This window comes from Saccharopolyspora sp. NPDC003752 (assembly GCF_053605825.1).
Genome location: NZ_JBSGJZ010000016.1, coordinates 22,043 through 35,715, shown reverse-complemented (window position 1 = coordinate 35,715; position 13,673 = coordinate 22,043). Strand labels below are relative to the sequence as shown.

11 protein-coding genes are annotated in these 13,673 nt (G+C 71.7%); all 11 read left to right on the top strand.

Features of this window, described 5'->3' with window-relative positions:
• Positions 1-13 precede the first annotated feature (13 nt).
• The 11 genes from ACWEV3_RS21635 (at position 14) to ACWEV3_RS21585 (ending at position 13,644) form a co-directional block, all read left to right on the top strand.
• Entirely contained in the window at positions 14-1,687 is a 1,674-nt protein-coding gene (locus ACWEV3_RS21635) for an FAD-dependent oxidoreductase (RefSeq protein WP_452615625.1), read from the top strand.
• Positions 1,684-3,237, top strand: coding sequence for an FAD-binding oxidoreductase (locus ACWEV3_RS21630; protein WP_452615624.1), 1,554 nt, complete (start codon positions 1,684-1,686; stop codon positions 3,235-3,237). Before ACWEV3_RS21635 ends, ACWEV3_RS21630 begins: the two co-directional genes overlap by 4 nt.
• Positions 3,238-3,264: 27 nt before the next feature.
• On the top strand, positions 3,265-3,888 hold the full coding sequence (locus tag ACWEV3_RS21625) for a glycerol-3-phosphate responsive antiterminator (protein WP_452615623.1): 624 nt from the start codon (positions 3,265-3,267) through the stop codon (positions 3,886-3,888).
• Positions 3,889-3,920: 32 nt separating this feature from the next.
• Positions 3,921-4,220: a putative quinol monooxygenase gene (locus tag ACWEV3_RS21620; protein ID WP_132480110.1), complete on the top strand. Its 300-nt coding sequence runs from the start codon at positions 3,921-3,923 to the stop codon at positions 4,218-4,220.
• A complete protein-coding gene (locus ACWEV3_RS21615; protein ID WP_452615622.1) occupies positions 4,220-5,341 on the top strand; it encodes a zinc-dependent alcohol dehydrogenase family protein in 1,122 nt (373 codons plus the stop codon). The genes ACWEV3_RS21620 and ACWEV3_RS21615 overlap by 1 nt, the downstream gene beginning before the upstream one ends.
• Positions 5,342-5,483: 142 nt before the next feature.
• A complete protein-coding gene (locus tag ACWEV3_RS21610; protein WP_452615621.1) occupies positions 5,484-7,817 on the top strand; it encodes a molybdopterin cofactor-binding domain-containing protein in 2,334 nt (777 codons plus the stop codon).
• A gap of 9 nt (positions 7,818-7,826) precedes the next feature.
• The gene (locus ACWEV3_RS21605) at positions 7,827-8,306 is read left to right on the top strand and encodes a (2Fe-2S)-binding protein (protein ID WP_452615620.1); all 480 of its coding nucleotides are present in this window, start codon (positions 7,827-7,829) and stop codon (positions 8,304-8,306) included.
• A 115-nt stretch (positions 8,307-8,421) separates the two neighbouring features.
• Positions 8,422-9,141: a class I SAM-dependent methyltransferase gene (locus ACWEV3_RS21600; RefSeq protein ID WP_452615619.1), complete on the top strand. Its 720-nt coding sequence runs from the start codon at positions 8,422-8,424 to the stop codon at positions 9,139-9,141.
• A 172-nt stretch (positions 9,142-9,313) separates the two neighbouring features.
• Positions 9,314-10,939, top strand: coding sequence for a sigma-54-dependent Fis family transcriptional regulator (locus ACWEV3_RS21595; protein WP_452615618.1), 1,626 nt, complete (start codon positions 9,314-9,316; stop codon positions 10,937-10,939).
• Positions 10,940-11,017: 78 nt separating this feature from the next.
• Complete coding sequence (locus ACWEV3_RS21590) at positions 11,018-12,517, top strand: aldehyde dehydrogenase family protein (protein WP_452615617.1); 1,500 nt, start codon at positions 11,018-11,020, stop codon at positions 12,515-12,517.
• A gap of 17 nt (positions 12,518-12,534) precedes the next feature.
• Entirely contained in the window at positions 12,535-13,644 is a 1,110-nt protein-coding gene (locus ACWEV3_RS21585; protein WP_452615616.1) for an NDMA-dependent alcohol dehydrogenase, read from the top strand.
• The last annotated feature ends 29 nt before the right edge of the window (positions 13,645-13,673 follow it).

Genomic DNA, 13,673 nt, shown 5'->3' with positions numbered 1-13,673 from the left:
AAGAAGGAACATCATGATGAAACTGCCGTCCCGACGGCCCAACTCGGTCGCGGCGAAGGCCACCCCCGGCGCTCCGGTGATCCTGGACCGCCGGCGGGCACTGCGACGACTCGCCGACGCGGAATTCGACGTGCTGGTGATCGGCGGCGGGATCACCGGCGCCTACACCGCGCTCGACGCGGTATCCCGCGGATTCTCCGTGGCGCTGGTGGAACGCGACGACTTCGCCGCCGGCACGTCGTCGAAGTCGTCGAAGATGGTGCACGGCGGCCTGCGCTACATCGAGCAGGGCAACGTGAACCTGGTCCGGCACTCGCTGCTGGAGCGGCACCGGTTCCGCCGCAACGCGCCGCACCTGGTGCAGCGCCTGCCCTTCCTGTTCCCGATCCTGGAGCAGGAAGGCGTTTTCGACCCCCGCATCGCGAAGGCATTCGAGGGCCTGCTGTGGACCTACGACCTGGTCGGCGGCTGGCGGATCGGGCGCCTGCACCAGCGGCTCACCCCCAACGAGGTGCTCTCCCACGCGCCGACGCTGCGCGCGGACCACCTCAAGGGCGGCCTCATGTACTACGACAGCCGCACCGACGACGCCCGCCTCACCCTCACCGTCGTGCGCACCGCCGCCCACCTCGGCGCGGTCGTCGCCAACGGCGCGAAGGTCGAGCGGCTGCTCAAGGACGGCGGCCGGGTGCGCGGCGCCGTCGTCCACGCCGACGGCGAGGACATCGACGTGCGCGCCCGCGTCGTGGTGAACGCGACCGGCGTGTGGACCGACGAACTAGACGTGCTGGCCGACGACGCGCACCGCCCGCAGGTCCGCCCGGCCAAGGGCGTGCACGTCGTGGTGCCCTGGTCGAAGATCCGCAACGACTGCACGGTCACGGTGCCGATCCCGGGCCGCGCCCGCCGCGCGACCTGCACCCGCTGGGGCGATGTCGTCGTCCTCGGCACCACCGACACCGACTACGACGGCTCCATCGACGACGTGCACTGCACGCGCGAGGAGATGGAGTTCCTCCTCGACGGCGCCAACGTCGCCTTCAACAGCGGCATCACCGCCGACGACGTGCTCGGCAGCTTCGCCGGGCTGCGCCCGCTGGTCGGCGGCAAGGAAGGCGCCACCCTCGACATGCGGCGCGACCACCACATCAGCGTGGGCGGCGGCGGCATGGTCACGGTGACCGGAGGCAAGCTCACCACCAGCCGCCACATGGGCGAGCTCGTGGTGGACGAGGTCGCCGGGCTGCTCGGGCGGAAGACCCGCAGCCGCACCACGAAGCTCCCGCTGCTCGGCGGCGCCGGCTACGACCCCGAGGCGGTCGCCGCCTCCGGCGGCACGGCCGCCCACCTCGGCGGGCGCTACGGCACCGAGTCGCGCTTCGTGAGCGCGCTGATCGCGGAGGACCCCGAGCTCGCCGAGCCGCTGGTGGCCGGCCAGCCGCACCTGAAGGCCGAGGTCGTCTACGCGGCGCGGTCCGAGATGGCGCGCTCGGTCGACGACGTGCTCTCCCGCCGCACCCGCCTCCGGCTGTTCGCCCGCGACGCCTCCGCGGAAGCCGCGCCGGTCGTCGGTGAACTCCTCCGCACCGAGCTCGGGCTCAGCGCCGACACCATCGCCGGACAAGTAAGCAGCTACCGGGCGGACATCGCCCACGAGAAGTCGATCCTGTTGGGAGAGAAGGCATGATCAGCCGCCAGACCATCACCCACCCGTTCAACCGCGGCAAGTACGTCGTCGGAGCCCCGACCCCGCCCCGCTACGGCGCGGGCACCCCGGTCGGCAAGGGCGCGGCGTCGCTGCAGACCACCGCGGTCGAGGTCCCGGGCGCGGTCGTGGAATCGCTGCGCGGCATCGCCGACGCCGTGCACACCGACCGCGACGAGGTCGTGCTGCGCACCCGCGACTGGTGGGCCGGTTCGATGATCGGCGAGACCGCCGACAGCCCGGCCACCCCGGACGCGGTGATCGTCGAGGTCAGCACCGTCGAGCAGATCCAGGCCGTGACCCGGCTGTGCAACGAGCACACCCTGCCGCTGACCGTCTCCGCCGGCCGCAGCAACGTCACCGGCGCGGCCCTGCCGGTCTTCGGCGGCGTCGCGCTCGACGTCTGCGGCCTCACCGGCATCGTCTCCTTCGACGCGGAATCGCAGGTCGTCGAGGTCCGGGCCGGCATGTTCGGCGACGTCTTCGAGAAGGAGCTGCAGGAGGTCCACGGCGCCACCACCGGGCACTGGCCGTCGGCGTTCGCGATCTCCACCGTCGGCGGCTGGGTCGCCTGCCGCGGCGCCGGCCAGCTGTCCACCCGCTACGGCAAGATCGAGGACATGGTCGTCGGGCTCGACGTGGTCCTCGCCGACGGCACGCTGGCGACCTTCGGCGACTACCCGCGCGCCGCGACCGGCCCCGACCTGCGGCAGCTGTTCGTCGGCTCGGAAGGCACCCTGGGCATCATCACCTCGGTCCGGCTGCGCACCCACCCGCTGCCCGAGTACGCCAAGGCCATCGCCTACGGCTTCGACACCTTCGCCGAGGGGCTGGAGGCCTGCCGGCTGATCATGCAGCGCGGCGCGACCCCAGCCGCGATGCGCCTCTACGACAAGCTGGAGAGCGGCACCCACTTCGGGCACCCCGACACGAACCTGCTGCTGATCGCCGACGAAGGCGACCCGGTGATCGTGGACGCGAGCATCGCGGTCAGCGCCGAGGTGTGCGCGGAGCAGGGGATCGAGCTCGACGGCCAGGCGGTGTTCGAGCGCTGGCTGGACGAGCGGATGCTGGTCGGCAAGTCCGCGGACGGCTTCACCCCCGGCCCCGGGTTCGTCGCCGACACCCTGGAGATGGCCGGGCCGTGGGCGAAGCTGCCCGCCATCTACGACGAGGTGGTGGCCGCGATCTGCGCGGTGCCCGGCACGCTGGCGTCCTCGGCGCACCAGTCGCACGCCTACACCGACGGCGCCTGCCTGTACTTCTCGCTGCGCGGCGAGGTCGAGCCGGAGCAGCGGCGGCAGTGGTACCGCGCGGCGTGGGACGCGGCCAACGCGGTGCTCATCCGGCACGGCGCGGCGCTGAGCCACCACCACGGGTCCGGGTTGCTGCGCGGCCCGTACCTGGCCGACGCGCTCGGCTCCGGGTTCCCGGCGTTCGAGGCGGTCAAGAACGCGCTCGACCCGCGCGGCGTGCTCAACCCGGGCAAGCTGGGCCTGCCCACGTCGTTCGGCACCGGGCCGCTCGACTGAACCACCGGGCGGGTAAGAGTAACGGGCATGAGTGAACCTTCCACGCGTCCGCGCCGACCGCTGAACCCGCTGATCGAGGCGGCTTTCGCGGACGTCCCGGTGTGCGCCTCGGTGGTCGGTGCGGCGCGGGTCAAGGACTTCGCCGCCGCACCGACCGCGGTCGGCGTCCTGGCGTCGATCCCGGTGGGCGAGCTGCCGAAGGTCGTCCGGGTGCTGGTGCACCTGAAGAAGACCGTGTTCGTCAACATCGACGCCTGCCCCGGCCTCGCCCAGGACCGCGGCGCGATCGACTTCCTGACCGAGATCGGCGCGCAGGGCGTGGTCAGCACGCGGGCCGCGCTGATCGACCGCGCCGGGGCGCTGGACATGCTGACGATGCAGAAGGTCTTCGTCACCGACCGGTCGAACCTGAACCGGAGCCTGGAAGGCGTCGGCCGGAGCAACCCGGACCTGGTCGAGGTGATGCCCGCCCCGATCATCCCGTGGATGCCCGAGGAGGCCCGCCGCGTGCTGTCGCCGTTCGTCGCGGCGGGCTTCGTCACCGATGTGGACGGGGTGGCGCACTCGCTGGCGATGGGCGCGGTCGCGGCGGCCACCTCGGACCCCGGGCTCTGGTCGCTGACCCGCGATCGGCTGCGGGCCGGGAAATGACCCGCGCACAACACTTTCAACAACGGAGAGCCATGAGTTTCGTCGTGATCGCACGGTACGTCACCAACCCCGGCAAGCGGGACGAGGTGCTGGACCTGCTGGCGCCGATGGCGGCGGCGTCGCTGGCCGAGCCGGGCTGCCGCCGCTACGGCCTGCACGCCGGCACCGACGACGACGTCGTCGCCATCGTCGAGGAGTACGACACCGAGGCGGACTTCGCCGCGCACTGTGAATCCGAGCACTTCAAGCGGATCGTGCTCGGCCAGGTCGTGCCGCTGCTGGCCGAGCGCGTGGTCACCCGCTGCGTGCCGGTCGCCGGGGCGGGTGCGTGATGCGGGTCCGCGCGGCAGTCCTGCGGGAGTCCGGCCGCGAAGCGCCCTACGCGGCGTCGCGGCCCATCGACGTCACGACGCTGGAGCTCGACCCGCCGGGGCCCGGGGAACTGCTGGTGCGGGTCCGGGCCGCCGGGCTGTGCCACTCCGACCTGTCGGTGATCAACGGCTCGCGGCGCAGGCCGCTGCCGATGGCGCTCGGGCACGAGGCGGCAGGCGAGGTCGTCGAGGCCGGCGCGGGCACCGGTTTCGAGCCCGGCGATCACGTGGTGCTCGCCTTCGTGCCGTCCTGCGGCGACTGCGAGCGCTGCGTGGCCGGCCGCCCGGCCCTGTGCGGTCCGGGCGCCGCGGCGAACGGGCAGGGCGCCCTGCTCGGCGGCGGCATGCGGTGGCGGGCCGACGACGGCTCGCGGCCGTACCACCACCTGGGCGTGTCGGCGTTCGCCGAGCACATCGTCGTGTCGGCGCGCTCGGCGGTGAAGGTCGACGCCGACCTGCCCTTCGAGATCGCCGCCCTGTTCGGCTGCGCCGTCCTGACCGGTGCGGGCGCGGCCCTGCACTCGGCGCAGATCCAGGCGGGGGAGAGCGTCGCGGTGTTCGGCCTCGGCGGCGTCGGCCTCGCGGCGCTGCTGATGGCGAAGGCGTCCGGAGCGTCCACATTGGTCGCCGTCGACGTCGTCGAGCACAAGCGGGAGCTGGCCGCCCGGCTCGGTGCGACCCACACCGTGGCGGGCGGCCCGGAGGCCGTCGAGCGGATCCGCGAGATCACCGGCGGTGGCGCCGAGAAGGTGATCGACACGACCGGCGTCGCGCCCGTCCTGCGGCAGGCCTACGACGCGACCCGCAGCGGCGGCACCACGGTCACCGTCGGCCTCCCGGATCCCGAGGCGCAGCTCTCCCTGCCCGCGCTGAGCCTGGTCGCGGAGGAGAAGACGCTGCGGGGCAGCTACCTCGGTTCGTGCGTGCCGAGGCGGGACGTGCCGCGCTTCATCGAGCTGTACCGGTCGGGCGCGCTCCCCGTCGACGCGCTGCTGTCCCACCGCCTCACCCTCGACGAGATCAACGAGGGGTTCGACCGCCTGGCCGACGGCACCGCCATCCGCCAAGTCGTCGTCCTCTGACTGCCGGCGCCGCCCGGGACCAGCGAGAACCGCCGGTCCCGGGCGGCTCGTGCGGTGCGGCCGGTGTTCAGTTTCTGAACAGTTGCGCGGGCCCGCCGAACCTAAGGTGATCGTCGCCACACCCGGTGTCGAGAGGACGACGATGACTTCGCACCGCGCACCCCGCGCCACCACGCGGCCACCGGACGAACCCGGCCCCGGGCTCACCGGGCGCCGGCGCTTCCTCGGCTACCTGCTGGCCGCACCCACGCTGGTCGCCGCGGCCAGGCTGGCGGGCCCGCCGGCCGCCGAGGCGGCCGTGCCCAGCCCGGGACTCACCGACGCCTACGACCTGTCCGACGCGCTGACCCACGCCGCCCTGCCCACCTCGAACCTGATCACGGTGGCGGTGAACCCCGACGGCACGGTGTCCTTCGCGCTGCACCGCGCCGAAGTCGGGCAGGGCATCACGACCGCGGTCGCGATGCTCATCGCCGAGGAGATGTCGCTACCGCTGGAGAAGGTCCGCATCACGCTCGCCGACGCGCGCACCGAGCTGGTGTTCAACCAGCTCACCGGCGGATCCAACACCATCCACGCGATCTACACCCCGGTGCGCCTCGCGGCGGCCGTCGCGCGCGAGCGGATGAAGCTCACCGCCGCGCAGCAGTGGCACGTCCCGGTCACCGAACTCGGCCTCGCCGACGGCGTCATCACGCACGGGTCCGGGAAGCGGGCGACCTACGGCTCGCTGGCGAAGACCGCGGCCAGCCCGACGACCCGGGAGTTCACCCCGCAGCTCAAGCCCGCCTCCGAGTTCACGATCATCGGCAGGCCGCAGAACCGCATCGACGCGCTCGCCGCCGTCACCGGCCGCAAGCAGTTCGCGATGGACCTCGACGTGCCGGGCGCCAAGCCCACCATGGTCCGCCGGGCGCCGACGATCAACGGCACGGCGCGCTCGATCCGCAACGCCGACCAGGTGCTGACCATGCCGGGCATCACCGACGTCGCGATCATCTCCACCGGCGTCGCGGTGCGCGGCGAGACCTTCGGCCAGTGCATCGACGCCGTCCGCGCCCTCGACGTGACCTGGGCACCGGGCACTGTGGACGGTGAATCCGACGAGACGTTGCTGCGCAAGCTCAAGGCCGCGACGCCGCCGGTCAAGCCGGCGCTGCCGCTGACGACCGCGGTCGACGCCGAATTCACCTTCGCCTTCGCCAGCAACACGCCGCTGGAGACCAACTGCGCGGTCGCCGACGTGCGCAAGGACCGGGCGGAGATCTGGTCCAGCCTCAAGGTCCCGATCATCGCCAAGCAGCAGATCGCCCAGCGCCTCGGGCTGCCGGAAACCGCGGTCACCGTGCACGTGGTGGAAGGCGGCGGGTCCTTCGGCCGCCACCTCTTCCACGACGCGGCGATGGAGGCCGCCGAGGCGTCCCGGGCGTTCGGCAAGCCGGTCCGGCTGATGTGGCACCGCACCGACGACTTCCGGCACGGCCGGGCGCACCCGATGTGCTTCTCCCGGATCAGGGCGACCTGCGCCGCCGGCGAGGTACTGACCTTCGAGCAGTACCACACCAGCGTGAAAACCGATTTCGGGCACGGTTTCGGCGAGCTCATCACCGGCACCGTCACGGAACCGGAACTCGGCAACTACTCGGTCGCGCAGACGATCTTCCTGCTGTCCCAGCACAGCCCATACGCCTTCGGGGTCACCACGCAGCTGCTCAACGAGGTTCCGCTGGAGTTCCACACCGGCAGCATGCGCAACGTCTACTCGCCCAACGTGCGGTGCGCGCAGGAACTCGTCGTCGACCGGCTGGCCGCCGAGATGGGCAAGGACCCGTTGGCGTTCCGCCGGCAATTCGCCAGGGAGGAGCGCTACCGGAAGGTGCTGGACGTCCTGGCGGAGAAGGGGAGGTGGGGCCGGTCCCTGCCCGCCGGCGTGGCGCAGGGCGTGGCGCTCGCGCACGAGTACAAGGCGGTCGCCGGCGCGCTGGTCGAGATCGACGCGCGGCCGGAAACGGTCGGCCGGGAGGCGCCGGTGCACGAGGGCGTGACCGGGCCGCGCGTCACCCGGGTGACGTTCGTGGTGGACCCGGGCCTGTGCATCAACCCGCGCGGCCTCGAAGCGCAGATGCTCGGCGGGATCAACGACGGCATCGCCACCGCCCTGACCTTCGGCCTGCACATCGAGGGCGGCCTGCCGCTGGAAGGCAGCTGGGACAACGGTTTCTACACGCGGCAGTGGAACGTCCCGCCGGAGGTCGAGATCATCATCATGCCCGATTCCGGCGACGATCCCGGCGGCGCGGGCGAACTGGCGGTCGCGCCCACGATGGCCGCGGTGGCCTGCGCGTACGCCAGGGCGACCGGCACGATGCCCACCACCTTCCCGATCAACCACCACGACCCGCTGCGCTTCGAGCCGCTGCCGCGCGAACCGTCCATCCCGCAATCGCCCACCGACGGACTGGACAAGGCGTTCTGAGGAGTCCTCATGCCAAAGCACACTTTCAAGCTCAACGGCGAACAGGTCACCGTGGACGTCCCCGGCGAGGTGCGGCTGCTGTGGGTGCTGCGCGACGTCCTCGGCGTGCGCGGACCGAAGTACGGCTGCGGGCTCGGGGTCTGCCAGGCCTGCACCTGCCACATCAACGGCAAGGCCTTCAACCCGTGCTCCGTCCCGGTCTCCGAGGTCGGGCCCGACGACGAGATCACCACGATCGAGGGCTTGCCGGCGACCGTCGGCAAGGACCTGCACCCGATGCAGCAGGCCTGGCTGGACCGGGACGTCCCGCAGTGCGGCTACTGCCAGCCGGGCCAGATCATGACGGCGGTCGCGACGGTCCGCAAGGTCCGAGCGGAGGGCCGCGAGATCGGCGACGAGGACCTCGACAAGATCCGCAACGTCTGCCGGTGCGGCACCTACCAGCGAATCCGGGAGGCGATCAGGGCAGCCGCCGACGCGACCGAGTAGGCGCACCGCCGGTGGGCGGCACGACCGCCCACCGGCGGTTCGAAACCCCCGAATCTCTTTGTGGAGCAGGTAAAATCGATCCGGTTTACCGCTTTCGCGATCGGGGAGGTCGTTGGTGGAGAGGGACGTCCGGACGATGGACGACGTAATGCGCATGCTCGACCGGATGCTCGCGGCGGATGCCCGCCACACCCCGGACTGGTGGGACCGGTTCTACTCGGACCGCGCCAAGCCGATTCCCTTCTTCGCCGCCAAACCGGACGAGAACCTGGTGTCCTGCCTGGACCGCGGCGTGCTCGCTCCCGGGCGTGCGCTCGATCTGGGTTGCGGTCCGGGGCGCAACGCGGTGCACCTCGCGTCGCTGGGCTTCGAGGTCGACGCCGTCGATCTCTCGCCGGAAGCCGTGTCATGGGGTGAGGAGCGCGCCCGCGAGGCCGGCGTCGAGGTCCGCTTCCACTGCGCCGACATGTTCTCCCCGGACCTGCGGCTGGACCGGTACGACCTGGTCTACGACTCCGGCTGCCTGCACCACCTGCCGCCGCACCGCCGGGTGAGCTACCTGGACCTGCTGGACCGGGTGCTGGTCCCCGGCGGTCACTTCGGCCTGACCTGCTTCGCCGCCGGCGAGATGGGATCGGAGCTCTCCGACGAGGAGTTCTACCGCCAGGGCGACCTGGGCGGCGGGCTGGCCTTCGACCCGGACTCGCTGCGCTGGATCTTCTCGGACTACACCGAGATCGAGCTGCGGCCCATGGTGGGGCAGCCGGCGGACGCGCCGCACTACGGCGTTCCCTTCCTGCTGGCCGCGTTGTTCCGCCGCCCGGCGGCCCGTTGACCACCTCGTACTACTGGCGGTGCGTGCGTTCGGCGGCATTGCACTCGCACGGCTGCTTGCTTCGGTGGCGGCGGTCACAGATAATCCTGCGTTAACTTTCGTTAACGCGAGCGCCGGACGCATGACCGGGCGGGGCCGGGAGGACGCGGTGAATCCGAGCGGGAACCAGGTAATGCGTCCCGAGATCGCCTCGTCCTGGCGGCGCACCAGCATGAGCGGGCTCCGCCCGGAGTCGGCGCTGGACCGGTTGCACATCGCCGAGTTCGACACCGCCAGCCGGCTCATGCGCGCCGCCGGACCGGTGCTGGACGAACTCGCCACGCGCCTGGTGGACACCACCTTCTGCATCGCGCTCGCCGACAGCTCCTGCCGGATCGTGGACCGCCGGTTCACCGACCTGCGCACCGAGCTCGCGCTGAACCGGATCAGCGCCGTGCCCGGCGCGCAGTTCACCGAGGAACACGCGGGCACCAACGCGCTCGGCACGCCGTTCGAGGTCATGCGCGGGGTCGCGGTGCACGGCGCGGAGCACTTCGTCGAGGCGCTCAAGTCGTTCAGCTGCTACGGACACCCGATCCGCCATCCCGTGACCCGCCGGATCGAAGGCGTCCTGGACATCACCGGCCTGGCCCGCGAGGCCAATCCGCTGTTCGCGCCGCTGCTTCAGCGCGCCGTCGAAGACATCGAGCAGCGGCTGTGGGAAGGCGCGCGGCTATCGGAGAAGCGCCTGCTGCGGGCGTTCCAGCACGCCTCCCGCAGCCCGTGCCGGGCCGTGGTGGCGATCGGCGGCGAGCTCGTCCTGACCAACCGGGCCGCGCTCGACCTGCTGGAACCCCCGGACCACGCCGTGCTGCGCGACCTCGTTTCCGGCGTGACCGGATCCGCCTCCCGCGACCTGGTGCTGGGCTCGGGGGCGGCCGTGCACCTGCGGGCAGAGAAGGTCACCGGCACCGCCGACGGCTACCTGGTCGAGCTGACGCCCCGCGCCCGCACGCGGGTCCCGGTGCCGCGCGGCCGGGTGGCCGAGAACCGGCGAACCGGACTGGACCAGCAGCTGGCCGAGCTGAGCAGGGGAGCGGGGCCGGTGCTCATCGCCGGAGAACCCGGCTCCGGGCGCACCTCCGCGGCACGCGCCATCGCCGGCCCGCGAACCGTGCAGGTGCTCGACGCCGCGGACGTGGTCGTCGTCGGCGAGCAGGAGTGGGCCAAGCGGCTCTACTCGCCGAACCCGGGCGCGGAAGTCCTCGTCGTCGAAGGAATCGAGCTGCTGTCCGACGCGCTGTGCGCCGGGCTGGCGCGGATGCTCGCGGACGATCCGGGCGTGCGCCTCGTGCTCACCTCGGCGCCGCGATCCGGGCTGCCGCCGCGGGTGCTGAGCCTCGCGGCGACCTGCCCGGCCCGCGTGGAATTGCCGCCGCTGCGCAACCGGACCGACGAGTTCGCGGTGATCGCGCGCACCATGCTCGCCGAGCTCCGGGCCGACCTGCGCATCGCGCCGAGCGCATTCGAGGCGCTGATCGCCCAGCAGTGGCCCGGGAACCTCCGCGAACTGGCCGGGGTGCTCCGCGGCATCACCGAGCGGCGCACGGCCGGTGACATCACCGTCGCGGATCTCCCGGCCGGCTACCGCGACGCCGGCCGCACCGCCCGGCTGAGCAGGCGGGAGCGGGCCGAACGCGAAGCCATCACCGAGGCCTTGCGCGACACCGGCGGCAACAAGGTGCAGGCGGCGCAGCGCCTGGGCATCAGCCGCACCACGCTGTACAGCAGGATGCGTGCGCTCGGGGTGTCCCGTTGAGGTGTTCAGTTCTTGAACAGTTACCGCCCGCGCGCGGCCGCGAACATGGTCCCCGTCACAACGACGTGAGGAGGCCAGGTGACTGCGGTGGATGAGTTCCCGGTGCTGAGGACGGTCCGGGATTTCCTGTCCGGCCCGAAGAAGCTGCTGATCGGCGGCGAATGGGTGGACGCTGCGTCGGGGCGCACCTTCGCCACGCACGACCCGGCGACCGGCGAGCGGCTGACCGAGGTGGCGCACGGGCAGGCCGAAGACGTGGACCGGGCGGTCGCCGCCGCGCGTCGCGCGTTCGAGGACGGCCCGTGGGCGCGCATGAAGCCCAACGAGCGCGAGCGGCTGATCTGGCGCGTCGGCGACCTCCTCAGCGAGCGGGCGGCGGAATTCGGTCAGCTCGAAGCGCTCGACAACGGCAAGTCCGCGGCGATCGCGCAGGCGGTGGACACCGGCTGGGCGGCCGACGTGTTCCGCTACTACGCCGGGTGGGCGACGAAGATCCACGGCAGCACGGTGAACGTGTCGATGCCGTTCGTGCCAGGCGGCGAGTTCCACGCCTACACGCTGCGCGAGCCGGTCGGCGTCTGCGGCCAGATCATCCCGTGGAACTTCCCGCTGCTGATGGCGTCCTGGAAGCTGGCGCCCGCGCTCGCAGCCGGCAACACCGTGGTGCTCAAGCCCGCTGAGCAGACGCCGCTGACCGCGTTGCTGCTCGGCGAGGTCTTCCAGGAAGCCGGCTTCCCGCCCGGCGTGGTCAACATCATCACCGGCTATGGCGACGCCGGTGCGGCGATCGCCGCGCACGACGACGTGGACAAGGTCGCGTTCACCGGATCCACCGAGGTGGGCAAGAAGATCGTCGCCGCGGCGCAGGGCAACCTCAAGAAGGTGTCGCTGGAACTCGGCGGCAAGAGCCCGAACGTGGTGTTCGCCGACGCCGACTTCGAGACGGCGGTGCCCGGCTCGCTGAACGCCTGGCTGTTCAACCACGGGCAGTGCTGCGTCGCGGGCACCCGGCTGTTCGTCGAGGACGCCATCTTCGACGAGTTCACCGCCGCGGTCGCCGAGGCCGCGAGCCAGGTCAAGATCGGACCGGGCCTGGACCCCGCCACTCAGCTCGGCCCGCTGGTCTCCCAGGAGCAGTTCGACCGCGTCACCGGCTACGTCGCGGCGGGCCTGTCGGACGGCGCGCGGGCGCTGACCGGCGGGAAGCGTTGGGGCGACAGCGGATTCTTCGTGGAGCCGACCGTGCTGGTGGACGTGCAGCCGGAGTTCAGCGTGGTGCGCGAGGAGATCTTCGGCCCCGTGGTGGCCGCGCTGCCGTTCAGCGCCGAGCAGGGCGTGGCGCCGGTCGCCAACGACAGCGTGTACGGGCTCGCCGCGGGCGTGTGGACCCGCGACATCTCCAAGGCGCACCGGGTCGCCAAGCAGCTCAAGGCCGGTTCGGTGTGGATCAACCAGTACAACGGCTTCGACACCGCGCTTCCCTTCGGCGGTTACAAGCAGTCGGGCTGGGGACGGGAGCTGGGGGCGGACGCGATCGATCTCTACACCCAGACCAAGGCAGTCAACGTCGCCCTGTGATTCGGAGGTAGTCGCACGTGAAGACCAAGGCAGCAGTTCTGCGCGAAGTGGGCAAGCCGTTCGAGATCGTCGAACTCGACCTGGACGGCCCGGGCCCGGGAGAAGTCCTGATCAAGTACACCGCGGCCGGGCTGTGCCACTCGGACCTGCACCTCACCGACGGCGACCTGCCGCCGCGCTTCCCGATCGTCGGCGGGCACGAGGGCGCCGGGATCATCGAGGAGGTCGGGCCCGGCGTCACCAAGGTCAAGCCCGGCGACCACGTGGTGTGCAGCTTCATCCCCAACTGCGGGACCTGCCGCTACTGCTCGACCGGCAGGCAGAACCTGTGCGACATGGGCGCCACCATCCTGGCCGGCTCCATGCCCGACGGGACCTTCCGGTTCCACGGCGAGGGCGAAGACATCGGCGCCATGTGCATGCTGGGCACCTTCTCCGAGCGGGCGACGATCTCGCAGCACTCGGTGGTCAAGGTCGACGACTGGCTGCCCCTGGAGACCGCGGTCGTCGTCGGCTGCGGGGTGCCCAGCGGGTGGGGCACGGCGGTCAACGCCGGCAACGTCCGGGCCGGTGACACCGTGATCATCTACGGCATCGGCGGCCTCGGCATCAACGCCGTGCAGGGCGCGCTGCAGGCGGGTGCCAAGTACGTGGTCGTCGTCGATCCGCTCGAGTTCAAGCGGGAAACGGCGCTGAAGTTCGGTGCCACGCACGCCTTCGCCGACGCCGACGAGGCCCAGGCGAAGGTCACCGAGCTGACCTGGGGCCAGGGCGCGGACGCCGCGCTGATCCTGGTCGGGACGGTCGACGAGACCGTGGTGTCCAAGGCGACCGCGGCGATCGGCAAGGGCGGCACCGTGGTGATCACCGGGCTCGCCGATCCGGCGAAGCTCACCGTGCACGTCTCCGGCGCGGACCTGACGCTCAACGAGAAGACCATCAAGGGCACGCTGTTCGGCTCGTCCAACCCGCAGTACGACATCGTGCGGCTGCTGCGCCTCTACGACGCGGGCAAGCTCAAGCTCGACGAGCTGGTGACGACGCGCTACAGCCTGGAGGAGGTCAACCAGGGCTACCAGGACCTGCGCGACGGCAAGAACATCCGCGGCGTGATCGTGTACGACTGATCCGCGGGCCGGAGCTCCGGGGTGCCACC